28 protein-coding genes are annotated in these 23,374 nt (G+C 60.1%); 5 read left to right on the top strand and 23 right to left on the bottom strand.

Features of this window, described 5'->3' with window-relative positions:
* Positions 1–13: 13 nt before the first annotated feature.
* Together V8P86_RS08960 and V8P86_RS08965 are read right to left on the bottom strand one after the other, a co-directional pair.
* Positions 14–337, bottom strand: a complete 324-nt coding sequence (locus V8P86_RS08960) for a DUF5789 family protein (RefSeq protein WP_336326920.1) — start codon at positions 335–337, stop codon at positions 14–16.
* A 71-nt stretch (positions 338–408) separates the two neighbouring features.
* Positions 409–1,278, bottom strand: a complete 870-nt coding sequence (locus V8P86_RS08965; protein ID WP_336326921.1) for an SDR family oxidoreductase — start codon at positions 1,276–1,278, stop codon at positions 409–411.
* Between the two features lie 88 nt (positions 1,279–1,366).
* Here V8P86_RS08965 and V8P86_RS08970 point away from each other — a divergent pair, with 88 nt between their 5' ends.
* The gene (locus V8P86_RS08970; protein ID WP_336326922.1) at positions 1,367–1,903 is read left to right on the top strand and encodes an HAD family hydrolase; all 537 of its coding nucleotides are present in this window, start codon (positions 1,367–1,369) and stop codon (positions 1,901–1,903) included.
* On the opposite strand, the gene V8P86_RS08975 is transcribed toward V8P86_RS08970, so the two are convergent.
* On the bottom strand, positions 1,904–2,104 hold the full coding sequence (locus tag V8P86_RS08975) for a hypothetical protein (protein ID WP_336326923.1): 201 nt from the start codon (positions 2,102–2,104) through the stop codon (positions 1,904–1,906).
* A gap of 21 nt (positions 2,105–2,125) precedes the next feature.
* Positions 2,126–2,821, bottom strand: coding sequence for a DUF5806 family protein (locus V8P86_RS08980; protein ID WP_336326924.1), 696 nt, complete (start codon positions 2,819–2,821; stop codon positions 2,126–2,128).
* 102 nt (positions 2,822–2,923) lie between these two features.
* Between V8P86_RS08980 and V8P86_RS08985 the strand changes: the two genes are divergently transcribed.
* Positions 2,924–3,283 carry a universal stress protein gene (locus V8P86_RS08985; protein WP_336326925.1) on the top strand — a complete coding sequence of 120 codons (360 nt, stop codon included), beginning with the start codon at positions 2,924–2,926 and terminating at the stop codon, positions 3,281–3,283.
* Positions 3,280–3,801, top strand: coding sequence for a GNAT family N-acetyltransferase (locus tag V8P86_RS08990; RefSeq protein ID WP_336326926.1), 522 nt, complete (start codon positions 3,280–3,282; stop codon positions 3,799–3,801). Before V8P86_RS08985 ends, V8P86_RS08990 begins: the two co-directional genes overlap by 4 nt.
* A 19-nt stretch (positions 3,802–3,820) precedes the next feature.
* On the opposite strand, the gene V8P86_RS08995 is transcribed toward V8P86_RS08990, so the two are convergent.
* On the bottom strand, positions 3,821–4,270 hold the full coding sequence (locus tag V8P86_RS08995) for a universal stress protein (protein WP_336326927.1): 450 nt from the start codon (positions 4,268–4,270) through the stop codon (positions 3,821–3,823).
* Between the two features lie 106 nt (positions 4,271–4,376).
* Between V8P86_RS08995 and V8P86_RS09000 the strand changes: the two genes are divergently transcribed.
* Together V8P86_RS09000 and V8P86_RS09005 are read left to right on the top strand one after the other, a co-directional pair.
* Entirely contained in the window at positions 4,377–4,820 is a 444-nt protein-coding gene (locus V8P86_RS09000; protein WP_336326928.1) for a universal stress protein, read from the top strand.
* Positions 4,821–4,869: 49 nt separating this feature from the next.
* On the top strand, positions 4,870–5,955 hold the full coding sequence (locus V8P86_RS09005) for a DHH family phosphoesterase (RefSeq protein ID WP_336326929.1): 1,086 nt from the start codon (positions 4,870–4,872) through the stop codon (positions 5,953–5,955).
* A 3-nt stretch (positions 5,956–5,958) separates the two neighbouring features.
* Here V8P86_RS09005 and V8P86_RS09010 read toward each other — a convergent pair whose 3' ends face one another.
* The 18 genes from V8P86_RS09010 to V8P86_RS09095 form a co-directional block, all read right to left on the bottom strand.
* On the bottom strand, positions 5,959–6,375 hold the full coding sequence (locus V8P86_RS09010; RefSeq protein WP_336326930.1) for a DUF5807 family protein: 417 nt from the start codon (positions 6,373–6,375) through the stop codon (positions 5,959–5,961).
* A gap of 59 nt (positions 6,376–6,434) precedes the next feature.
* Positions 6,435–6,671: a CDGSH iron-sulfur domain-containing protein gene (locus V8P86_RS09015; RefSeq protein ID WP_336326931.1), complete on the bottom strand. Its 237-nt coding sequence runs from the start codon at positions 6,669–6,671 to the stop codon at positions 6,435–6,437.
* 47 nt (positions 6,672–6,718) lie between these two features.
* Positions 6,719–8,470 (bottom strand): archaellar assembly protein ArlJ/FlaJ, encoded by a 1,752-nt coding sequence (gene arlJ / locus V8P86_RS09020; protein ID WP_336326932.1) that lies wholly within the window; start codon positions 8,468–8,470, stop codon positions 6,719–6,721.
* The gene (flaI, locus tag V8P86_RS09025) at positions 8,470–10,149 is read right to left on the bottom strand and encodes an archaellum flagellar ATPase motor FlaI (protein WP_336326933.1); all 1,680 of its coding nucleotides are present in this window, start codon (positions 10,147–10,149) and stop codon (positions 8,470–8,472) included. The genes arlJ and flaI overlap by 1 nt, the downstream gene beginning before the upstream one ends.
* A 3-nt stretch (positions 10,150–10,152) precedes the next feature.
* A complete protein-coding gene (gene arlH / locus V8P86_RS09030; protein ID WP_336326934.1) occupies positions 10,153–10,920 on the bottom strand; it encodes an archaellum protein ArlH in 768 nt (255 codons plus the stop codon).
* A gap of 175 nt (positions 10,921–11,095) precedes the next feature.
* The gene (locus V8P86_RS09035) at positions 11,096–12,322 is read right to left on the bottom strand and encodes a FlaD/FlaE family flagellar protein (protein WP_336326935.1); all 1,227 of its coding nucleotides are present in this window, start codon (positions 12,320–12,322) and stop codon (positions 11,096–11,098) included.
* Positions 12,323–12,396: 74 nt separating this feature from the next.
* Positions 12,397–13,467 carry an actin-like salactin gene (locus tag V8P86_RS09040; protein WP_336326936.1) on the bottom strand — a complete coding sequence of 357 codons (1,071 nt, stop codon included), beginning with the start codon at positions 13,465–13,467 and terminating at the stop codon, positions 12,397–12,399.
* A gap of 99 nt (positions 13,468–13,566) precedes the next feature.
* Positions 13,567–14,334, bottom strand: a complete 768-nt coding sequence (gene arlH / locus V8P86_RS09045; protein ID WP_336326937.1) for an archaellum protein ArlH — start codon at positions 14,332–14,334, stop codon at positions 13,567–13,569.
* A gap of 1 nt (position 14,335) precedes the next feature.
* Entirely contained in the window at positions 14,336–15,715 is a 1,380-nt protein-coding gene (locus V8P86_RS09050) for a FlaD/FlaE family flagellar protein (RefSeq protein WP_336326938.1), read from the bottom strand.
* A gap of 139 nt (positions 15,716–15,854) precedes the next feature.
* Positions 15,855–16,979, bottom strand: coding sequence for an actin-like salactin (locus tag V8P86_RS09055; protein WP_336326939.1), 1,125 nt, complete (start codon positions 16,977–16,979; stop codon positions 15,855–15,857).
* A gap of 53 nt (positions 16,980–17,032) precedes the next feature.
* On the bottom strand, positions 17,033–17,500 hold the full coding sequence (gene arlG / locus V8P86_RS09060; protein ID WP_336326940.1) for an archaellum stator protein ArlG: 468 nt from the start codon (positions 17,498–17,500) through the stop codon (positions 17,033–17,035).
* A 1-nt stretch (position 17,501) separates the two neighbouring features.
* Positions 17,502–17,966 carry an archaellum stator protein ArlF gene (arlF, locus tag V8P86_RS09065; RefSeq protein ID WP_336326941.1) on the bottom strand — a complete coding sequence of 155 codons (465 nt, stop codon included), beginning with the start codon at positions 17,964–17,966 and terminating at the stop codon, positions 17,502–17,504.
* A 3-nt stretch (positions 17,967–17,969) separates the two neighbouring features.
* Positions 17,970–19,391, bottom strand: a complete 1,422-nt coding sequence (locus tag V8P86_RS09070; protein ID WP_336326942.1) for a FlaD/FlaE family flagellar protein — start codon at positions 19,389–19,391, stop codon at positions 17,970–17,972.
* 306 nt (positions 19,392–19,697) lie between these two features.
* Positions 19,698–20,219 carry a chemotaxis protein CheD gene (locus tag V8P86_RS09075; protein WP_336326943.1) on the bottom strand — a complete coding sequence of 174 codons (522 nt, stop codon included), beginning with the start codon at positions 20,217–20,219 and terminating at the stop codon, positions 19,698–19,700.
* A 2-nt stretch (positions 20,220–20,221) separates the two neighbouring features.
* The gene (locus V8P86_RS09080) at positions 20,222–21,436 is read right to left on the bottom strand and encodes a chemotaxis protein CheC (protein ID WP_336326944.1); all 1,215 of its coding nucleotides are present in this window, start codon (positions 21,434–21,436) and stop codon (positions 20,222–20,224) included.
* Positions 21,437–21,796 (bottom strand): chemotaxis protein CheY, encoded by a 360-nt coding sequence (gene cheY, locus V8P86_RS09085; RefSeq protein WP_336326945.1) that lies wholly within the window; start codon positions 21,794–21,796, stop codon positions 21,437–21,439.
* A gap of 98 nt (positions 21,797–21,894) precedes the next feature.
* Complete coding sequence (locus V8P86_RS09090; protein WP_336326946.1) at positions 21,895–22,620, bottom strand: DUF7500 family protein; 726 nt, start codon at positions 22,618–22,620, stop codon at positions 21,895–21,897.
* Positions 22,621–22,708: 88 nt separating this feature from the next.
* Positions 22,709–23,329 carry a methyltransferase domain-containing protein gene (locus V8P86_RS09095; RefSeq protein WP_336326947.1) on the bottom strand — a complete coding sequence of 207 codons (621 nt, stop codon included), beginning with the start codon at positions 23,327–23,329 and terminating at the stop codon, positions 22,709–22,711.
* Positions 23,330–23,374 lie beyond the last annotated feature (45 nt).

Here is a 23,374-nt window from a genome sequence, read left to right on the forward strand (position 1 = left end):
CCCGTCTTCGCGATCAGAACGGAACCAGTGCGCGGAGTTTGCCGATGATCCCGGTCGAGTTGCGCTTTTCCTCGAAGACCGGATGCATGGCGTTGAGGAGATCTTGTTTTGACTCGAAGCTGTCGCGCTCACAGGCGTCGAGTGCCTCCCCGAGGCTAACCTTCGTCCCCGACGGATCGACGGCAAGACGGAGGTCACCGTGTGCCGATCGCAGTTCGGTCGCCGAGATCGGAAACGTCACGCCCCGATCGTCGACCCGCGCCTCCAGGGCGACGATGCCGAACTCGACGGTGTCCGGTTCGTCGTCCAGATCGTTCGATGGTGGCCGTGCTGCCATTATCGAAGCCATAGCCATCGAACCCGTTAAGCGTGCTGGCTCGTCAGAAAGAGAGCACCCGCCGACCCCAGTTACTCTGGACTCTCGTAGTCCGGGTTGGTCATCTGTGCAGACATCGGTGCCGGGTCACCCTCGGTGAGGTTGTACTCCGAGAAGTCCTCGACGCCCGCTTCCGTGAGCAGTTCTTCGTCGTAGACTGCGTTACCGGTGAACTCCGCAGGGTCGCGGCTGAGGATTTCGAGCACGGTATCCGAGACGATCTGTGGCGTTCGCCAGTCGTCTTCGGTTCCCATGCCGAAGTATCGCGTCGCGCGTGTGTCGATTGCCGTCGCGGGCCAGAAGGCGTTACAGCCGATGTCGAAGTTGCTGAGTTCGCCGGCCAGCGACAGCGTCATGAAGGTCATCCCGAGTTTCGACCAGGTGTACGGGCCACTGCCGGGCGCGCGGTCGGTCTTGATCGGCGGTGCGTTCGTCAACACCCACGTGTCCTTGTCTTCGATGCTCTTCAGGTGGTCGACGAAGTAGTGACAGGTGAGGTAGGTGCCGCGGACGTTGACGTCGTTGAGCAGATCGAAGCGGTTCGGTGGCAGATTCTCGATCTTTTCCGGCTGGATCGCGCTGGCGTTGTTGATGACGATGTTTATCTCGCCGAAGTGATCGATAGCCTCCTCGACGGCGGCCTCGACGTTTTCCTCCTCGCGGACGTTGAGTTTGATCGGCAGCGCCTCGACGCCGTGTTCCTCGGCTTCGCGGGCGGTCTGCTCGATTGAGCCTTCGAGGTCTTTTTCCTCTTTGTAGTCGTCCTTCTCACTGGTTTTGCCAGTCGAGACGATGTTACAGCCCTGTTTCGCGAGATCGAGAGCGATAGATTTGCCGATGCCGCGGGTCGTTCCCGTGATGAATGCTGTACTGTCTGAGAGATCTGGTCGGTTGATACCCATCCTCAGGCGATTCGATGGCGACCCTAATAAGCGTGGCCGTACGGCGGTGACCGAAGCCCATTTGGCTGCGCTTTCCTTATAGACGACCGTGACAGCGGAGTACGAGGCGGTCGTGTACGACCTCGATGGAACGCTCGCGCGACTGGCAGTCGACTGGGAGCAGGTCCGCGAGGACGTGGCCTCGAAGTTACGCGCCCGAGATATCGAGGTCGAGGAAATGAGTCTCTGGGATCTCTTCGAGCACGCTCACGGTGGCCCGCTCGAACGGGCTGTCGAGGAGGCAATCGAAGCACACGAACGCGAGGGCGCCCGCCGCTCGGACCGACTGTCGCTGGCTGACGAACTCCCGCTCGACGTTCCGGTCGGCGTTTGCTCGCTCAACTGCGAGGCGGCCTGCCGAATCGCGCTGGAGATGCACGGACTGGATCGACACGTCCAGACCATCGTCGGTCGGGATACCCTCGACTCGTACAAACCGGATCCCGAACCCCTGCTACACGCGATCAGGGGGCTCGATGCCGAACCGACAGCGGCGCTGTTCGTCGGTGATTCCGAGAGTGACGAACTCGCTGCCGAGCGGGCTGGAGTCGAGTTTCAGTACGTCGCAGACCGAACGAGCCGGTGACTACAGCCACCGGCGAGCGACCTCGTAGGCGGCGCTCGCAGGAACGAGCACCCACAGCAGGACGAAGCCGATCGTCTCCGGCGAGGGCGCGGATTCGACCAGCCCACTGTAAAAGAACAGCGCCCCAGTCGCAATTGTACCGACAACGCCAGCGACGTAGTTCGGATCACGCCACGAGGTTGGGAATCCCGAAGTAGCCATATTTTCCACTCCAACTGAAGCTTACTGCTCGCCGGCGTCAAACTCGTGGCCACACTCCGGACAGCAGACTTCGTCGTGGCGCAGTTCGACGCTGTGTTCGCGCACGTCGCGCATCACTTCGGTGATCCGGTCCTCGGCTTCGAGTTCCTCCTCGACGGAGAGATTGACCCCCTCGACTTCCAGCAAGAACTTCGCTACCTCGGTGGCCTCGTACATCACGTCGTCGAGTTCCTCGGCAGTGAAGAAATCAGACATCGCGCCATAGAGGAAGGTTGCACCGGATTTGCGGACCTTCTCCTCGAAGGAGTGTCGGGCCTGATTGACCGCCTGCGGGCTGTAGGTGTCGGTCATGAAGGGGACGAGATGCGGGAGATTCTCGCCGATTTTGGTCATCTCGACGCCGGTCTCCGTTCGGAAATCTGCACAGAGGCGAGCGATAGCCCACTCTCTGGCCGTAATATAGGTCCGCTCGCGGAGGAATTCGTTTGCGCGGTCGTAGGTGGAGCCGTCGATTTTCGAGAACTTGGTGTAGGCCTGTACGTCTTCGGGGACGCCTGGCTCGGCCGTCTCTCCCGGGGTATCGTCATCTGTCGAGTCCCCGCCGACGAACTCCTCGGCGTCGGGCGTCGGACTCTCCGTGTGTTCGCTCGTCCCTTCGGAGTCGGTTGGTTGATCATCCGACTCCGCTTCGGGTGGCTGTCGAGATTCATCGGGCATATTCGTGGCTGGTGCGCCGAACTGAAAAACATATCCGATCTGACGACCGCCCGACCGGGAGTCGTCGCTGATCTTTTATATACGGCGGTCGTCGAAACAGATATGCGCGTCCTCCTCGGGATCGAAGACACAGATCACGGGATCAAAGCACTCGAGACCACTGTCGAACGGGCGAAAGAGACCGACGACGAGTTGACTGTCGCCGTCTACGCCACGGACGGTTCGGTCGACGAAACCGAATCTGCCGTCCGCGACCGGATCGAGACGCTCGGTGCGGACTGCTCGGTCGAACGAATCGAATCTGAGCCGGGAAGTCGGCTGGTCGAACTCGCCGAACGCGACGGCTACGACCAGATCGTTCTCTCCGGGGGCCAGCGAAGCCCGCTGGGCAAGATCAAACTCGACGACGTCCACGAGTTCGTCCTTCTCAACTCTCGAACGACGGTGAAACTCGTCAGATGAGCGTCGAATATCCCGACGAACCGGTTGATGGATTCCCCACTCCGCCCCGAACGGTAACCGACCGCGAGGGTCGTGAGATCCACCTCGACCGCGCGAGCGGCGATCCGGATCCACTCGTCGAGATGTATCTCGACTTCGAGTCCGAGGACCGAGCGCAGGGGATCCCACCCACGAACGAATCGGATATCCGCGAGTGGCTGGATACAGTGATGACCGACGACGGCGTCCACGTGATCGCCCGACACGACGGCGATGCCGTCGGCCACGTCATGCTCGTCGGCGACAGCGACGGGGCATACGAACTCGCGATTTTCGTCTTGCAGCCATATCAGGGCGCGGGGATCGGTACCGCACTCGTCGAGACTGTGCTCGGGGCTGCTGCCGAGAAGGGTATCGACCGCGTCTGGCTCTCTGTCGAGCGGTGGAACAAGCCAGCGGTGAATCTCTACGAGAAAATTGGGTTCGAGACCTGCGGCGGCGAGCGCTTCGAGCGGATGATGTCGCTACGGTTGGCGTGACGGCTGTTTTTTGAGTAATTCAGACCGACAGCACCGGCTGTTGGGCGTACTCGAGGACGTACAGGGCGGCTTTCCCGAGAATCTCTTCGGGAGAGCCGTGGGAGGTCACACGGGGGACGACCAGAAAGTCCGCGCCGAGATTGTCCGCAACCGTCAGAATGACACTGCCCGGCGTCTGGTCGAGACGGTCGACGGAGAAGCCGATCGCTCCGGATTGAGTCAGTTCGACCGATCCGTCTTCGGGCAGATGTTGGCGAGCGTGGCCTGTGATCCACTGCTGGCGTTCGGCAACGACGCCGCTGTCGAGATCACCGGTTTCAAGTCCGCGGACGATCCGCTGGTCGATGACGTGAAGCAAGTGAAGATCCGCATCGTAGCGGTCCGCAATTTCGGCGGCGTACTCCGCTGCCTCGGCGGCATCTTGAGTGTTGTCGGCAGCCGAGAGGACGAGATCGATATCGAGAGCCATGCGCGGTATTCCGGCGGGCGAGTAAAAAAAGCCGCCGGTCAGATCGCGCTCCGAGGGGAACGGTCGAACCCACCCGTTTTTTGTGCTGCCCCCCGATTGATCGCATATGTTCGAGACTGTGGTGATTGCCACCGACGGCTCCGAAAGTGCCGAACGGTGCGTCGAGACGGCGGTCGATTTCGCGTCCCGGTTCGACGCCGAGGTGCACGCCCTCTACGTCGTCGACACCGACGAGATCGAAACCTCACCCGACGAGATCCGTGACGATCTCGAAACCGCTATCGAGAAAGCCGGTGACGAAGCGCTCTCCTTTGCCCAACAGGAAGCAGGCGAGTCGATCGATCTTACCACCGGTGTCCGCGAAGGTGAGCCAGCGGCGGAGATCATGGAGTACGCCGACGAAATCGACGCCGATGTTATCGCCGTGGGGACGCGCGGCCGCCACGGCGACCACGCCTTCCTGCTGGGGAGTGTCGCGGAAGCGGTCGTTCGCTCGGCCCCCCAGCCCGTGTTGACCGTGCGACAACTCGAAGAGGCCGAGGCCGCCTGACTCGTAGACCGACCGGGGTGCTTTTGAGGGTTGCTCTGCTGGTGTGCGTATGAAAGATTGGCTTATCGACGACGACCGACTCTCCATCGGTCGCAAATCTGTCCTCCCGGGTGAAGGTTTCTTCCGACCGGATTCGATCGAGGCCGAACAGGAAGAACGCGAGGCTGCCGAGACGCTCGCGGGTGCCTCAGTTGTCGTCGCAGCAGACCCCGACGCCGACGGACTCGCCTGTACGGCACTGATCCGACTCGCTCGCGGCGACGGGGCACTCCTTCCGACCAGCCCACACGAACTCAGGGACAATTTCGAGTGGATCGCCGAGTACGCCGACGCGGACGCGGAACTGTTCGTCTGTGATCTCTGTCCCGACAGTGAGGACGATATCGCCGACCTGCCGGCAGTCAGTGAGCGACTCGAAAGCGTCACCTGGTTCGATCACCACCAGTGGGACGACGACCTCGCAGACTCGGTCCGGGCCGCTGGCGTCGACCTCACCGTCGGCGACTCTGAGGAGGTCTGTACCGCAGACGTTGCCTACGAAGAACTCGACGCCGATTTCGACGAGCGCTACGCCGAACTCGCCCGGGTCACGCGAGATCACGACCTCTGGATCCGCGAGGACGAACGCTCCGATGATCTGGCCGATTACGCTCACTGGGTCGAACCCGAGACCTACATCGAGACAGTTATGGAACACGGTGCGGATCTGCCGCCGGAGGCCGAGGAGTTACTCGCAGAGCGCCGCGTAGAGAAGGAAGCCCTCATCGAGAAAGCCGTCGAGCGGGCGGAAATCCGCGAGGTTGGTCCGTGGACGGTCGGTGTCACTTACGGCCGCTGTTCGCAAAACGAGGTCGCCGAAGCCTTGCGCGAGCAGGGGACCGACGCGGCCGTGATCGTCAAACCGGCCGGGTCGGCATCGATCCGTGGCACCGACAACTTCCAGCGGTGTCACGAGGTCGCCGGCCAGGTCAACGGCGGCGGTCACCCGAAAGCCGCGGGCTGCAAACCGGACATCTACGACGATATGCTCGATTATGCCCACCACTGGACGACACAAGGTGCGGTCGCAAAACAGGCAATCGTCGACGCATTCCATCGCCTCGACCCCGAAGCAAGTCCAGACGCGACAGAGTAAGACTTAGTTCTCGACGACCCACTTGTCGGAGTACCGCAGTCCGCAGTCACAGGCCACATAGGCGTGAATTACAGGTCCATCGGCGTAGATGCCACCGACTTCCTCGTTCTGTTCTTCGGCGAAGGCGAAGATGAACTTCGGCGTGTGGTCGTCGCCGTCGGGGCAACTCGCATCAGTGCAGTCCTCGGTCACAGTCCCGTCTCGTTTCATCGCTTCCTGTGCGAGCGCCATCGGATCGATTCCCGTCGCCTGCTGGAAGACACTGCGGGCCTGATCGCCGTCCATCAGCAACACGATGCCGTCCTCGACGCGTTCGCCGTGGGCTTCGAGTGCCTCGGCGTTCGAGATGCTGTCGTCGTGCAGAAAGATGTGGATATCCGACGGTCGCTCACCGGCCAAAAACGACTCTCGCTCACTCATGAACTCATCTGCGATAGCCGGCCGAATAAGCCCTCTGGAATCAACCGTCCGCCGACCAGTCACTCCTCCGCGTAGCTGATCTCCTCGATTTTACGTCGCTGCTTATCGGCGTCGTCGCCCTCGTATTTGTACACCGTTTCGTCGTCCTCGTCAGCGGTCGCCTTGTGCGAGCCGTCACAGAACGGCCGCTCGTCGGAGAGACCGCACATGCAGATGTACGCCTTCCCGTCGTCGCCGAAATCCTCCTCGTCGATTGGCTTCGGTCTCGACTCCTCGTGGGTAATCTCGCGTGCCATATCCCGTCAACAGGTGCTGTTCTGATAAACACCTCGGCAGGTGCCGTTTAGACCGAGAGGAAGGTGCTGACGACCGTCCCGGTGAGAATCGACACCAGCGCGGCGATCCACGACAGCGCCACGAAGTGTAGATACGTGTTGATTTTGTGGCCACCGTCGACGGTCCGAATCATCAGCGCCGAGAGCATCGCCGAGAACATGATGACGACGACCAGCAGGAACTCGATCAGCGGGATGTTGTACAGGTCCGTATTGATCAGTTGATTGGCGACTCCAGCATTACTGCTGATGCCGAGATCCATATTGGAGAGCACCCGAACGACTTCCAGCCCGATGAAGAAGGCGAACGTTGCCGCCGCGGTGATTCCGTACAGCAGTCCGACCAGCGTCGTTGCCGCCTGATTGCGCTGCTGGCGGAGGCGGTTGACCTCGTTCATATTCTCGCCGATCAACTCCCCGAGAACCTGCGGGTCACCACCCATCTCGCGGCCAATGAGATACATCTCGCTGAACGTCTGGATCAGGTAGGACCGACAGTCCGCCGTGAAGTACCGCCACGCTTCGGCTGGCTCGATCCGCATGTTGAGTCGCTTGTACAGGTCGTCGATGTTGTCCGTCAGTGGCCCGAAGTCTTTCTCTCGTAGCGTTCGCAACACGTCGGAACTGGTCGACTGTTTGACCGACTCCGTCGTCCCGAGCGCTCGGATGAAACTCGGGAACTCGTCGTCGCGGGCCTTGACGAGTTTCTCCTGGCGGTACAGCACGATCCCCGGAATGAGAAGCGGCGTGATTGGAATCACCGCGTACATCGGCAGCGGCATCGGGGTCCCGAAGAAGGGGATAATCGTCGAGATCCGGAACGGAATGATGCCAAGTAGACCACCGAACGTGACGACGAACAGGACCAGAGACAGCACGACTCCGATCCAGAAACTCACTCTGATCCGTGGCTCTGCTTGGGAGGGCTTCTCCGGCGGGTGGTACCAGCGGGGGTCGTACGGCGAGAGCGAACGCAGGGCCATGTAGAACCCACTCTGAATGAAGATGTACATCACGATGACCGCGCTGACCGTCATCGTCGGATCCGTCCCAGTCAACACGGGGAGGACGACCGCGAACACCAGCGCGAACGTCATCGACAGCACCATCGACAGGTACAGGTCTTTCATCACGTCGAGGTTGGTCAGCGTCGACTCGTAGACCGTCGAGTACTCCTGAATGATGCTCTCCTGTTCGGTGAGCAGGTACTCACGGAGGGACTGTCCGGCGCTGATCGTGTACGCGAGTCGCTCGAAAAAGTCCGCCACCGTGTCGCTGGGCACTTCCTGTGCGCGGCGGCGACAGGCGTCGTCGAGGCTCTGGTTCCACGTATCGACGAGTTCGACGACGCGGCCCATCTCCTTGGCGAGTTCGCCGTACTCCTCTTCTTGGGCCAGCGACCGAAACACCTCCATCCGGTCGATTTTCGTGATCGCCAGCACGGTCATGTGGGTGACCATCAGGTGGAACTGGTTGTTGAGTTGACGGCGGCGCTGGCTGACCAGGATCTTCGGATAGAAGACCGCCGAGATGAACGCGAGCAGTCCGAGCAGCGGGATCGGAACCCGGACGACCATCGGCTGTCCACTCAGGAAAAACGGCGTAACGATGGTCACGAGGAAGAAGGCAAGCGCCGGGACCAGAATGAAGGTGATGTACTGGCCCATCGGCATCTCCATGCGCTGGTAGGACTCCAGCAGCGATTTGATGTTCTCGCTGATCGTCAGATCGAACGCTGGGTCCGCACTATCAGTTGCCATTAGTCTTGCCTGTAGATGTCGAAGGGGAGTCCTTCGACACCGTCTCGCTGGAAGTCAGTTATCAGTTCGTTCACTTCGTGGTAGCCGACGATTCCTTCTTGAATCGCCCGCTCGATGATCCGCGCCCGGAAATCAAGGTCGTCGTAGATATCCCGGGTGTCCTCGTAGCCGAGCAGGGTCGCGATCTGCTCTTCGAGGACGAAAGAGTTGTTTCGGCCCTGGAAGACAATTTCGTCCTCGACTGGATCCCAGTAGAACGCCTGTCGGGTGACGACACCATCCATCTCCTTGGAGTACCCCTCGATCTCCTGGACCGAGGTCACACGTCGAAGCACGTCGTCGCCCTGCTTGACTCGGTTCTGGAACAGTGCCACGTCGGCGTTGTCCATGAACGTCTCCGGGATGTTGATCGGATCCCCAGTGAACCGCTGGATCATCGAGACGATGTCGCTGGCGTGGAAGGTCAGCATGACTGGGTGCCCGGTCTGGGCCGCCTGGAAGGCCATCCGACCCTCCTCACCACGAACCTCACCCACGATGATGTAGTCTGGGCGGGAACGGAGTGCGGCCGCGACCAGATCGAACATCGTGATCGAGGTGCTCTCGTCGTCGCCCTCTCGGGTCAGGAGCTGCTGCCAGGTATCGTGTGGCGGCATGACCTCGGCAGTGTCCTCCGCGGTATAGATCTTCGCGTCCCGCGGAATGAAGGCCATAATCGAGTTCAGCGTCGTCGTCTTCCCCGACGCCGTCTCGCCGACAACGAAGACTGTCTGTTCGTTTTCGAGGCAGAGCCAGAGATACGCCGACAGTTCGGGGCTGAGCGTGTTCCAGGCAGTAATCTGGAAGATCGACAGCGGCACCTCGTCGCCCTGCCGAATCGTCAGTGAAGGGCCTTTGAGGCTCACGTCGTCGGAGTAGATGAGGTTGAGACGGGAGCCGTCGGGGAGTGTCGAGTCCACGATGGGATCGGAGTCACTCACCGGGTCACCCATCCGCTCGCCCATATTCTTGAGCCACTGGTCGAAGTGGTCGTCGCTCTCCCACTCGACGGTCGTTTCGATCATGCTGTAGACCGAGTGATCGGTGAAACACTGGTTCGGACCGATCACGTGAATGTCCTCGTTCGCCGGGTCGCGCATGACCGGTTCCAGCGGCCCGAGTCCGACGATGTCGCGGTTCAACCGGTACCGGATGTTCTCGTAGGTCTGCTCGGTCAGTTCGACCTTTCCCACGTCGGTAATATTCTTCAGTCGCGTGAGGACGCCGCTGTCGGATTCGGATTCGGGCTCTTTGATCTTCGTCGTCTCCTCCATCAACTCCTCGATCCGGTCGTCGTACTCGGCTTCGTCTTGTGGGGCAGGTTTGGTGACACTCCGTTCGAGCAGTTTGTCACGAACTCTGTTGAAGACGGACCACTCGTCGTCGGAGAGGTCCGGTTCGATCACGTAGTACTTCATGTCCTGCCCGACATCGCCGTAGATGTGACAGTAGATCGGTCCGCCGACGGGGTAAAGCACGTTCGGCCGCTGGGACTCGTAGTCGTCGTCGGCTTCCTCGATGAACAGCGGAAACTCCCCGGTAATCTGCTTGAACTTCATCAGGTGCTCCCGGAGGTGCGGCCGCCGGGCCGCGTGTTGCCTGAGTTCGTCCGAAGGAGTTGGCTGTCCGTGATCTGTCATAGCTTATGCGACACTGCGTGATTCGATGACGATGCCGGTGCCCTGCCGGACCGAGAAGCCGATGGTGTCACCGACCTGCTCGCCCATCCCTGCGAATCGGAGGACATTGACCTGGCGGCGAGTTTCGTTACCGACTTCGACCATCTCCAACTCGATGAATACGTCGGCGATGGATCTGAAGGGGCCCAACGCCTCTTCGTCGAGAGTGGTTGGGTCGACAGTCAGAATGACGACTTTGCCCTCGGAGATGATATCTCGGAAAAAGGAGATGATCTCCAGGGCGGCCTGCCGTTCCTCGTTCTGCCGAACGAGTGCCTCGAATTTGGGGTCGTTTCGGAGAATCGCATCGAAGGTATCGATGAGGATCACGTCCGAATCCCACATCACTTCGGCTTCCATGAGTCGCCGCAGCAATTCTTTGCGATCATCCTCACCGTCTCCGTCCATAGTAAAGGTGTTCTTGGAGTCACCGATGGCAGCGTGGAGGTAGAGGATGTTCTCGTCGAGCATGTGATCGACCATGCCGTAATCCAGCGAGTGCATCTGTTCGAGGAAGGAACCGACGGTCAACTCGGTTGACAGCAGACTCACCATCGTCCCTTCCTCGCACAATCCGTACGAGAACCGCTGGCTCATGGCGGATTTACCGGCCCCGTATTCGCCCTCGATCAGGACGATACTGCCGGGCGGCAGGCCACCGCCAAGTTCCTTGTTCAGTCGATCACGTTCGCCCAATCCAATCGAATATAGATCCTGTTGTGCAAGACTCATCGTGTTACCTCCAGTCGACGTGCTTCGGTCGGCCCCATCTGTCGGTGGCGCTCAACCGCAGTACCCCGCTGTTTGCTGAGGAAATTAGACACTCGGGCTGTTAACGGTGTTGGCCGCTGGTCGCTCCGGTGCTGTGAATTGCTCCTCCTCGTCGGTCCCGCCACGGTGGCTCGCCTCACAGCGACTCACCCCCGCCGAAGACGGCCGTTTGCTGTGTGGCGTCACCTCCGTTGAGTTGATCGATATAGTCGAGGCTCTGCCTGTGGTGATCGATGGACAGCGAGCCACCTTCGCCGTACTCGAACTGCTCGAGATGGGCTGCCAGTTGGTCGGCAACGTCCTCGGTCACCCAGTCGATTGTCTCGTAGTATCTGATCGCCTCGGTGGCGCCTCGGGAACCAACCTCGTCGACGAGATACTCTAGCCACTCGATGACGACTAAATCGCCGGTAACGCCATCCGGGACGTGGCTGAGGTACGGCTTCCCGACCTCTTGGGCTCCGGAATCTGTCTGTTCCGTCTGCTCTGGCTCTGTACTCTGTGTTCCGACATCTCCGCTGCTTCCCGTGTTCGACTCCTCCGAGACCGCCGTCGTCTGTCCACCAGACTCCCCGGTCGCCGCAGGCTCTGACTCGACCGTCTCGTCGAACAGGTCGTCGTCCGCCAACTCCTCGTCAGCCGCCTCGTTGAACTCCGATTCGGCTTCCGTCTCCGCCTCGTCGAGCCCATCATCCGCAACGTCGTCGAATTCGTCGCCGACATCCTCGAAGCCATCGTCCATCTCGTCGAACTCTCCAGCGTCATCGAACTCCGACTCGGGTTCCGCAGCAGGGTCGCTGTCTTCCTGGAACGCGTCGGTCATGTCGGCGTCGATCCCTTCGTCGGCCTCGTCCTCTTCTTCGACGAGATCGTCGTCGAAAAAGCCCTCTGCGTCGGCGTCGGCGATGTCCTCGTCGACGCTCTCCTCTTCCTCTTCTTCCTCGTCGGTAAAGAGACCGAACGAACTGTCCTGTGCGTCCATCTGGCCGCCGCCACCCATCCCCATACCGCCGTCCATCTCGTCGGCGAAGGGGTTGACACCGCGGGTAACCATCTCGTAGATATCTAGCAGTTTGCGAACGTTCTCCTCGACTTCTTCGACGCTGTTGGAGATCTGCTCGTTCTCGTTGCGAACCGTGTTCACGGTGGAGGAGAGGCTGCCGACCTCGTTTTCGAGTTCGTCAAGGCGGTGTTCGAGTTCGTCGACGTTGCCGCCGCCACCGCCAGCCATGTCGTCGCCGCCCTCCATCTCGCCGAAATTGTCATCGAGACCGCCCAGCTCTTCGTCACCGTCGAGTCCACCGAGGTCGTCCTCCCCATCGTCCAGCTCGCCCAACCCGCCGAGGTCGTCGCTACCACTCATTGTAACGCGTATTCGCCCGTGCGCCTATTCAATCCACCGTTTACGGTATCAGCTGTGATAATAGTTGTGGGCAATCAGGAACTGAGCCGCGTCGCAATCCGGTGTGCCCCGATCGTGGCCGCGATGGCTGGTCGTTCAGGCGCTATTACGGGTAATTCGTCGTCGACTGCCTCGTTCACTCGTTGCTCGAACGCCTCGACGAGGCCGGGGAGACAGGCCATCCCGCCCGTGAGGACGACTGGTTGATCGAGTGCGAGCCGGTACACGCGGTGGTGACTGCTCGACAACTGGGAGAGAAACTCACCGACGAAGGCGGCCACGATGCTGTCGAGATACTCTTCTAACGGTGCCATGATCGACCGCTCGATGGTGAATTCGTGGCGGCCGCCGCCCGGCTGCTGGATCACGTCGGTCACGGGTTCGAAATTCTCGAAATTGCCGTGTTGTTCTTTGTACTCTCGGGCGGTGTTGATGTCGATGTGTACTCGACTCTGGGTCTCGTTTTCGACGTTGCTGATGATCTTTCGGTCGACTTCGTTGCCGGTCACCGACCCGCTGCGATACGGCGCGACCTGTTCGCCCCGGCGGAAGGCAGCAGCCTCGACGTGAGTCGCACCGAGGTTCATCGCGGTGAAGACCCGTTCGACGGCTTCCAGTCCGTCGCCGACGGCTGGAATTGCCCCGCACAGCATCTCCGGATACCGCTCTATTCCAGCCCCGCCGATGGGACTTTCCTCGATGACGCGTCTGAGATTAGTCTGTCCCGACTGGTCGTCGCTGATCGGTGTCACGTAGACGACTGCGCTATTTTCTGGAACGTCGTGTGACTCGACGACTGCATCGAAAAACTGGCTCGTGAGTTCGGTCTGCCGACCCGCGTCGGGAAGGCCGGCCCGCAGCGGAAATTTGACGGCTTCGGGATACTCTGCGGCGGCGTCGTCCCCGTAGGCGTACTTCGTCTCTCCGGTGATCGGATTCTGGTATTCGGCCAGACAGGTCAGCGTCTGGACCACCTGCAGTCCGGACCCGTCCGGTGCTGGGAACGCGATGACCGTTCTCGTCGAGCCGATTTTGACGCCGACCGGCACCGGTGATCCCCCATCTGTGACGGGGGTTTCCGGGCGGTGGTCGGCGTTGCTGTCCATACAATGCGATTCACTGTACTCGGACAAATAACAACCGGAATCCGACCCGAACGTCAGCAGACAAACAGTTCGACGGCGACCGTCTGAACTGCGCTCTGACTACGCGACACTGCGTGATTCGATGACGATACCGGTGCCCTGCCGGACCGAGAAGCCGATGGTGTCACCGACCTGCTCGCCCATCCCTGCGAATCGGAGGACATTGATCTGGCGGCGAGTTTCGTTACCGACTTCGACCATCTCCAACTCGATGAATACGTCGGCGATGGATCTGAAGGGGCCCAACGCCTCTTCGTCGAGAGTGGTTGGATCGACAGTCAGAATGACGACTTTGCCCTCGGAGATGATATCTCGGAAAAAGGAGATGATCTCCAGAGCGGCCTGCCGTTCTTCATTTTCGCGGACCAACGCCTCGAATTTGGGATCATTGCGGAGAATCGCATCGAAGGTATCGATGAGGATCACGTCCGAATCCCACATCACTTCGGCTTCCATGAGCCGCCGCAGCAACTCCTTGCGATCGTCCTCGCCGTCGTCGTCCATGGTGAAGGTATTCTTGGAGTCACCGATGGCAGCGTGGAGGTAGAGGATATTCTCGTCGAGCATGTGATCGACCATGCCGTAATCCAGCGAGTGCATCTGTTCGAGGAACGAGCCAACCGTGAGTTCCGTCGACAGCAGACTCACCATCGTTCCCTCTTCACAGAGGCCGTAGGAAAACCGCTGGCCCATGGCGGATTTGCCTGCTCCGTACTCTCCTTCAATGAGAACGATACTGCCGGGCGGCAGACCGCCACCGAGTTCCTTGTTCAGTCGGTCACGCTCACCGAGTCCGATCGAATACAGATCCTGTTGTGCAAGACTCATGCTAGTCCTCGCTTGCGTGTTTCAGTTCCTCGACGTAATCGAGGCTCCGCAGGTGGTGTTCGATCGAGAGGTCCGCTTTCGAGGGCTCCTCGAACGCATCGAGATACCCGTCCAGTTCCGCAACGGCATCTTCGGTCAACCAACCGATCGTCTCGTAGTATTCGAGCGCCCGGATCGTTCCCCGAATCCCGACTTCGTCGACGAGATACTCCAGCCATTCGACGGTCATCACTTCCGACGAAAACCCGTCGGGCAGGGAGTCAACGTAAGGTTTGCCCTCGCTGAGATCCGTACTCGTCGGCGAGGAGTCGGTCGCCGGCTGAACCGCTGCTGTGGTTTCCGTGTCTGTCGTCTTCGGTTCGGTCGACTCGGCCAGTTCGGCTGGCATCGCCGACTCCGTCGTCGTCTCCGGTTCGGTCGACTCGGGAACTGGACTGGTCGTCTGGTCGGTGGACGCAGTCGTGTCCGGTGTCTGCGCGTCAGCCGAATCTTGCTCTGGTTCCGTCGGTTCGATCAGTTGGCCGCCGTCGCTGGCCGCAGGTCCGACGCCGTCTCCGCCGGCATCGATCATCTCTTCGGTTCCGAACAGTTCTTCGTCCGCGTCCTGCTGCTCGTCACTCTCGGGAGTCTTCGTCTCGAAAACAGCTTCGAAGGAATCTTTTTCGACTTCTTCGACTTCGTCGTCGGACTCCGCCGCTGTCTGGTCTTGCGTGGACCGCTCCGCCTGTTTGGTCTGCTGGAAGGCGTCGTCCGGTTCACCGCCGGAATCGACAACTTCCTCGACGCTGTCGACACAGTGTTCCTCTCTGATCTCCGTGCTCTCGCTGTCGAACAGATCTGCTGCGCTGTCGTCTGCAACGTCGGTCTCGATCTCTTCGATCTCGTCTTCCTTGTCGAAACTCTCCTCCTCTGGGGTGTGCTGGCCGGCCTCTGTCCCGGGCCCATCGGCTTCGCTCGCGAACGGGTTGACACCGCGAGTGGCCATCTGATAGAGGTTCAGCAGTCGGCCCGTGTTCTCCTCGATGTCTTTGACGCTCTCGGAGATCTGTTCGTTCTCGTTGCGGACAGTCTTGACCGTCGACGAGAGGCTGTCGACCTCGGTTTCCAGTTCGTCGAGCCGATGTTCGAGTTCCTCGTCGGAGGCGTTCTCCTCGCCTCCGGCAGTCTCGGCCGCACGCCGTTCCGGTGGGTCGCCGGCGAATCCGGTCGTTCCACCGTCACTGATCGGCTCGCCCGCAGGCTCGTCGCTGGTCAGGACTGACCCCCGCAGTACCCAGAGAACCACTCCGAGCACTGCTGCAAGCCCCACAGCGGCAACTCCTGCCGCCATCGGTTCCTGCAGAACACTCTGCAGGCTGGTCGCGAGGACAGTCGTACTCATACGTTTGTTATACAGGATGACACTCTTGAATCTACCGTCTCTGGTTTCAGTATTGATACTATCGACAGATCAGCAATTATGCTGAAACCGTTACAGAAAAACGCCGCATCGAGCAGTCGTCTGCGAGCGTCCAGCGTCGTTACTGGTTTTCGGAGAGTTGTGCGGCGATGCGCTGTGCACCGATGGTCGCGGCCAGGTCGGCTCGGTCGGGGGCGATTGCGTTGATCTCACGGCCTAGCTCTTCGCTGGCGCGCTCCTCGAACTGCTCGACGACGCCCGGGATACAGGCCATCCCGCCCGTGAGGACGATCGGCTGGTCGAGCGCGAGCTGGTAGACTTTCATGTGGTCGTTGGCTAGCTGGGAGAGGAAGGTGTTGGCGAACTCTTCGACCACGTCGTCGAGATATTCGTTGACAGCCTCCATGACGGACCATTCGATCGTGAACTCGTGACGGCCGCCGCCTGGCTGCTGGATGATGTCCGTGAACGGCTCGAACTCGTCGAAGTCGGCGTGCTGCTCTTTGTACTCTCGTGCGGTGTTCGTGTCGATGTTGACACGACCCTGGGTCTCTTCTTCGACGTAGTTGGCGATAGCTCGGTCGACTTCGTTTCCGGTCACTGCACCGGTCCGGAACGGTGAAAGCTGCTCGCCGCGGCGGTAGGCGGAGGCCTCCAGATTCGTCGAGCCGAGGTTCAGCGCGACGAAAATCTCCTCGACAGCCTCCAGATCGTTGCCGACGGCAGGAATCGCACCACAGAGCGATTCGGGGTAGCTCTCGATCAGCTGGTTTCCGATATCGCTCTGCTCGATTACCCCGCGCAGGTTCTCGATGCCGGCGGGGTTGTTGATCGTCGGGACGGCGTAAACCACGACGCTGTCTTCGGGGATGTCGTGGGAGTCGATGACCGAATTGAAAAACTGCTTGGTGAGTTCAGCACGGTCTTTGTCTTCCGGCAGACCCGACCGCAGCATGTACTGGACCTTGTCGGGGTACTCCGTCGCGGCTTCCTCGCCGTAGAGATATTTCGTCTCGCCCGTCAGCGGATCTTCGTACTCGGCCAGACAGGTCAGCGTCTGGATCGTTCGGAGTCCCGAGCCGTGTTCGGAGGGCAGGGCAATCACAGTTCGGGTGCTGCCCAGTTTGACGCCGATCGGTGTTGCACTACCACCGGTCGGTGCGTTTCCGACGCCCCCCGCAGTCTCCGCACTCTCTTCGCTTTCCGGTTGGCTCTCCTCAGCTTCTGCGTCTTCCTCGTTGCTCATACGAGCGGCCTTTGAGGGCGCTGGAATATATAAGAACCGGTCGTCAAACCGCGTTACTGTTCCCAGACGAATACGTCTTCGCCGCCATTAGCCATAACTTTTGCACGGTTGTCACCGGTCCGGATGTCGACATCGCCGACATCGACGACAATCTCCGCGACGACGCCATCTCCCCACACCTCTGCGCCGCCGAGCAGCGTGATCCGTCCAGACGTGAAGGTCACGAACTGCCCATTTATGAGGATATCAATCTGTCTCGGCTGTGTGGATAACTGGCTGTTCCCTGTATTCTTGACGTACAGGGTGAGATTTTCCGTGCTCCCACTGCTGTCAGTGGCGGTCGACCCGGCGTCGTTGATGATCGAGATGTCGGACCGGATCTCCTCGCTGGTCGATAGCCCTTGATCTTCGATCGCATTGCTGATATCGTCGACGGTCGTCGTCAGGAGACCGGCGACTGAGGCTGCGATAACCATCGCTGCGATGAAGATGATTAGATGCGAGACTGAGACGCTTGCCATGTTAGCTTACCTCCGTGATCTGCGCCGTATCGGCGACTGCGTTCTCGGTGACTAGCTTGACAGTCTCTCCGCCGGTCGGTGTGATTGGCAGGTCGTTGTCACCGACAGTGATCGTGAGTTGTTGCTGTGGGGCCCACAGTTCGTCTTCCGGTGAATCGCTGATACTGATGTTAGCCTGCCCGAACGCTGTGTACTCACCGTCGACGAGCAGTGAAAGCTCTGTTGGCTGCAGTGGCTCGGCACCAGTGTTGTTGGCGACGACAGTGAGTTCTCCATCGTTGCCGCTGTACTCCGCGGACAGGATATTGATTTCGGTGTTCAGCGTAGCGAGGCTGTTGTCCTGCTTGTCGACTTGTGCTTCCTGCACTTGTTCGACTGCCCCCATCGTGGCCGTATAGAACGTCCCGAAAGAGATCAAGAAGGCGACAAAGAGCAGGGCTGTTGCACCACTGACGCTGAACCCCATGTGTTAGCGTTGTCGTCCTCCGATCGATTCGAGTCCGGATGTCGACACGTTGCCGTTGAGCTGATTGATGAATTCGAGACTCTGTTTGTGGTGGTCGATCACCAGTGAGCCACGGCCGGTTTCCTGGAACCCACTCAGGTATTCGTCCATCTCCGCGGCAACGTCCTCGCTGATCCAGCCGACCGACTCGTAGTAATCGATAGCTTTCGAGGCCTCACGAATCCCCGCTTCGTTGACGAGGAATTCGATCCATTCGACGACGATGACATCAGAGCCGTAGCCGTCGGGCAGGCTGGCGATGTACGGTTTCCCGTCGGCGGAACTGCGCGCCGACCCGCTGCTCTCGGTGGTCGAGCTGGCTGCTTCGGTCGTGGTTGGCTCTGCTGCCGTAGTCTGTTCGGTCGTGGTCTCTGGCTGCGTGTCTGTCGTCGTCTCGATTGGCTCCTCTTGGACTAGCTCCTCTTGGACTGGCTCCTCTTCGACCGTCTCGTCGAACAGGTCGTCGTCCGCGAGGTCGTCGCCGACCTCCTCGAAGTCGTCGCCGTCGTCTTCGAGTTCCTCGAACCCACCGGCCGCGTCTGCCCCGCCGACATCCTCGAAGCCATCGTCTAACTCGTCTCCGCCGTCGTCGAGGTCGTCGCCCTCTTCGTCCCAGTCTGCTTCGCCGGACTCGTACTCGTCTTTGAGGTCCTCGAAAGACGTTCCGCCGCTGTCGTCGCTGGAACTACCACCGCCCATGTCATCGCCGCCCATCTCTTTGTCCATATCGCCGAGGCCATCGTCCATGGGTTCGTCCTCTTCTTCGACGAGGTCGTCGTCGAAAAAGCCCTCTGCGTCGGCGTCGGCGATATCCTCGTCGACGCTCTCCTCTTCCTCTTCTTCCTCGTCGGTAAAGAGGCCAAAGGAGCCATCTTGGCCGTCCATCTGGCCGCCGCCACCCATCCCCATACCGCCGTCCATCTCGTCGGCGAAGGGGTTGACACCGCGGGTAACCATCTCGTAGATATCCAGCAGTTTGCGAACGTTCTCCTCGACTTCTTCGACGCTGTTGGAGATCTGCTCGTTTTCGTTGCGAACCGTGTTCACGGTGGAGGAGAGGCTGCCGACCTCGTTTTCGAGTTCGTCAAGGCGGTGTTCGAGTTCGTCGACGTTGCCGCCGCCACCGCCGGCCATGTCGTCGCCGCCCTCCATCTCGCCGAAGCCGTCGTCGTCGTCGAGTCCACCGAGATCGCCACCGCCGTCGTCGAGGTCACCCAACCCGCCAAGGTCGTCACCGCCGCCACCGCCGTCCATCTGGCCTCCGCCGTCGTCAGCCATCAGGCCGCCACCGCCGCCGCCGAGATCGTCGCCACCGCCGTCGAGGTTCTCGCTGCCCTCGTCGTCTTCGTCGGCCATGATCGAATCGACCATATCCCGGATGCTCATCCTGACCACCTCCCCCGTGGCCGCTGCGAGCAAGTCAGCACCGCCGCTCGCCAGCCACGAATGGACAGAAAGCTAATTGTCGCGCTGTCTGACCTACTCATCATACATGTGAGTCCGTGCTTACGCTCTTGAATGTATTGTTTCTGGTATCGCAATTGATAACAATGGTATTCTTTCAGGTCCTTCTTTTTGAATATTTTCTTAATATAGTGAAATAAAAGTCAGACGTTTCTTCCAAGTCCCGACAGTGGTGAAAATCGTCAGACAGGTCCCGGCGTCGGCCAGCCGTCTGACGCGGGCGCAGGCTCAGAGCCGTTGATCGTCGCGGTTTGCACTTTTGACGAGCAGGTCACCGGTTTTCGTTTCGAGTCTGAGTGAGCGACCGTGGTCGCCACCGACATCTTCGCCGACGAGCGGGATATCCGCCGCTGACAGCGTCTCCTTGACCTGCTTGATGTTCCGGTCGCCGATCCCCGACCCGCCCTCAGAGAAGTCGAGCATATCGCTGCCGCCGGCGATTTTGGCTTCGAGTTCTCCCGGATTGGCCCCGACTGCTTCCATCTCCTCGATGAGCAGCTCAGTTCCTGTGTCCGCGAATTTCGCTGGCTTGCCGTCGTCCATCTCGTCGGCCACCGGGAGCATGACGTGGATCAATCCGGCGGCGCTGGTTGCCTCGTGATACAGCGCAACGCCGACACAGGAGCCGAGGCCGCTGGTCGTCAACTCGGCCGTCTCGGTGGTTACTTCATACTCGGCGATCCCCACCTTGATCCGTTCCGGCTGGGTTTCGGTTGCTTGCTCGGTCTGACTGCCGTCATACACCTTCATGATCAGAAGATCTGTCCAACGTCTGCGTCGGTCTGGTCCGCTCGCTCGACGTCCAGTTTGTTGAGTGCTTCACGAAGTTCCTGTTCGTTCGGCAGCGCGTGGATTGCGCTCTCGAATTCGACCTCGTCGGTTTTCATCGTCGAGTCGATGACGAAAGCGTGTTGCTGGTGCTGGCCGAGTTGTGCGGCGAGCGGATCGATGATCGCTCGGCCCATGTCGTGGACCAGTCGTGGCGGCGTGTGCTCGACCGACTGCTGGAGCACGTTCGCCCAGCCGTCGACGAAGCCGCTGGTCATGATATTGCCCAACTCTTCGATGGCCATCTTGTGCTGTTCGGTCAGCTCGTCTTCGTCCATCTCGACGGGCATCAGCGCCTCTGCGACGGTGATCGCCGACTGTTCGTCGAACAGGACGAGCAGGAATCCACTCGGTGCGCCCGTGAACTCGACGGCGGTCCCGACGTAGGTCTCCTCGCCGAACTGCCGGGGCACGTCCTCGATTGGAACGAAAGAGATCTGTGAGACCTCAGCCTCGGTCTCGATGCCGGACATCTGCTGGACGTTCTCCGCGGCCCGTTCGGTCCCTTGCTGGGTCATCTGGTTGAACACAGCCAGTTTCTCGATTGGGATCGCGTCGTCGCCCGTGTCGGCGTGCTCACTCATCAGCTCCGCCATCGACTCGTACTCGGGGAGCATGTAGATGAAGACGTTCACGTTCTCTCCTTCCCATTCGATCTCGCTTCGGAAGACGAACAGTTGATCGTGCTCGCCGGTGCCGGGACCGTCGGGGAGGATTTCCGCGCCGTCGCCTTCGATGTATCCCGGGGGCGTATGATCGATGGTCGCACCGAGATGTTCGGCCCAGCCGTCGATAAAGCCGCTCATCATGATGTTTCCGATCTCCTGCACCGCAGATCTACCCATGCTCTCGTCGGTCGACGCGCCCGGCATCATCGACTCGACAATTTCATCGGTCTGTCCGTCCTCGAAGACGAGCACTGTCTCTCCGCTCAGTGCACCTTGGAAACCGAACTCGACGCCCACGAAGGAGCCACTCCCTAACTGTTCTCCGATGTCTGCACGGTCGATCAGCGAAATTTTCGTCACGTCGACCGTCGCGTCGATGCCCGTCATCTGTGCCATCGACGCGGTCGCTTCCTGTGCCCCCTCGTGGGCTAGTCGATTGAATGTATCGAGCGACTGAACATCAACTTTCATTTATGATGGGACGACGTCCTGAATTGCTTCCATCACACTTGGCTTCTGGAACGGTTTCGTAATGTATCCGTCAGCACCTGCCTTTACCGCCTCCTTCATCTTCTCTTCCTGGCCGACACTCGTACACATGATCACGTTCGCGCTGGGATCAGTGTCTTTGATTTCGTCGGTTGCTTCGATCCCGTCTCGGATCGGCATCACGATATCCATCATCACCAGGTCGGGCTTTTCCTCTTTGAACACCTCGACAGCCTCGACACCATTCTCGACCTCCCCAACGATCGTATGGTTTTCTTCTAAGATCTCGCGGAGGAGATTTCGCATGAACTCGGAGTCGTCGGCAATCAGTACTTCTGCCATATCTGCTCACTTTCTGCTTCCGCGAACATCTAAATAAATGCTTCCCGTTAATTATCGGCGTTGATACTAGCAAAACTGGCAGGAAGGGCGGCTTTCGCCTACAGTTTGACACCGTCGTCGTCCCGTACCGCTTCCAGCAGATCCGCGATAGTATCGTCGGGGCCCAGATCAGTCGACCTGATGAGGTTCTCGACGCTTTCCGGCGGATATCTGATCGGAACGTTCGACTCCATCAGGAGAATTCCGAGCACCTCCTCGATGGGCATGTTGCTGTCGACCTGCTGACCGTACCACAGCATCAGACTCTCGAAAACCGTGATCAGATCGTTCGATGCGAGCCGTCGCTGGCTCACAGTTCCGTCGAACTGCGCGGTCACGTCGAAGGCGTACTTCGAGTTCGAGCGCTCGTATTTCTGACGGAGCCACCGACGGACTTCCTCTTCCGAGAGTTGCCCGCGGCGGCTCCCCTGTGCGCTTGGCTGGTTGTTGTTCGAGTGGCGATTGTCACTCGGCTGTGTGCCGTTGCGACCGGTGTTTCCACCGCCTGCCGGGGGATTACCGCCCTGCCCGCCGCCGGACCCGCCGCCCGGTGCAGCACCGCCGTGGGAGCCGGCACCGCCGCGCTGGGATCCCTGGTTGGATCGGCCGCCCCCCGATTGGTTGCCCCCCTGTCCTGTTCGCGCGTCTGGCGAGACGACGAATCGCCCTTCGTCGATCTGCTCGACGTGTTCACTCTCGGTGATGTCGAGCTCGTTCGGCGAGAGAATCGTGCCCTCGTCGGCACGGCCCCCATCGCTGGCGTCGTCGTCTGACCCCTCGACCATAGTGATACTCTGTGACCCAAGCCTAAAAGTATGTCTCCCATCGTCGTGCCAGCGTCTGACGGGTCACCTGTCCGGTCGCAACCCCGCGTTACTCCGGCACTGTCGCGATGGTCGTAATCGCCCGCGGGCTGTTCGCGCTCGCCTGCTGGATTCGGTGCTCGAACTCCTCGAAGCCGGCTTCGGTGAACATCCGGTCGGCCTCCTCTTCGTCGTAAAACAGCATAATCGCGTCAGCCATCTTCTGGAAGACGGTGTTGTTCGGGTAATCCGGCCCGACGATCAACACCGTACTTCCCGGCTTTCCGACGCGGCGACACTCCCGCAGCGCTGCGACGGGATTCGGCCAGTATTCGATGGATCCCGACGACCAGACCACATCGAAGCTATCGTCTGCGAAGGGCAGCCGTTCGGCGTCGCCCTTGTGGAACCTGACGGGGCCGCGTTTGCCGAACTTCTTGTAGGCTTTCGAGAGCTGGTGTGGGCTCTGATCGAGTCCGTAGATCCGTTCGGTCTTCTGTAACAACCCCTCGGTTGCAAAGCCAGTGCCACAGCCGATATCCAGCACCCGGTCCTCCGGTCCGATATCGAGCCAGTCGATGGCCTCGTCACGCATCTCCTCGTTCCAGATGAAGGGATTGATCCGGTCATACACCTGCGAGAGGTATTTGTAGAAGGTGCGTGCGCGTGCCTTGTCTTCCAGAACGCCCATTATCCCTTCATTCGACTCTGCGGATATAATACTCGGGATTGCGGG

It is taken from the genome of Halovenus anhuiensis, assembly GCF_037080055.1.
In the GTDB taxonomy this organism is placed as follows: domain Archaea; phylum Halobacteriota; class Halobacteria; order Halobacteriales; family Haloarculaceae; genus Halovenus.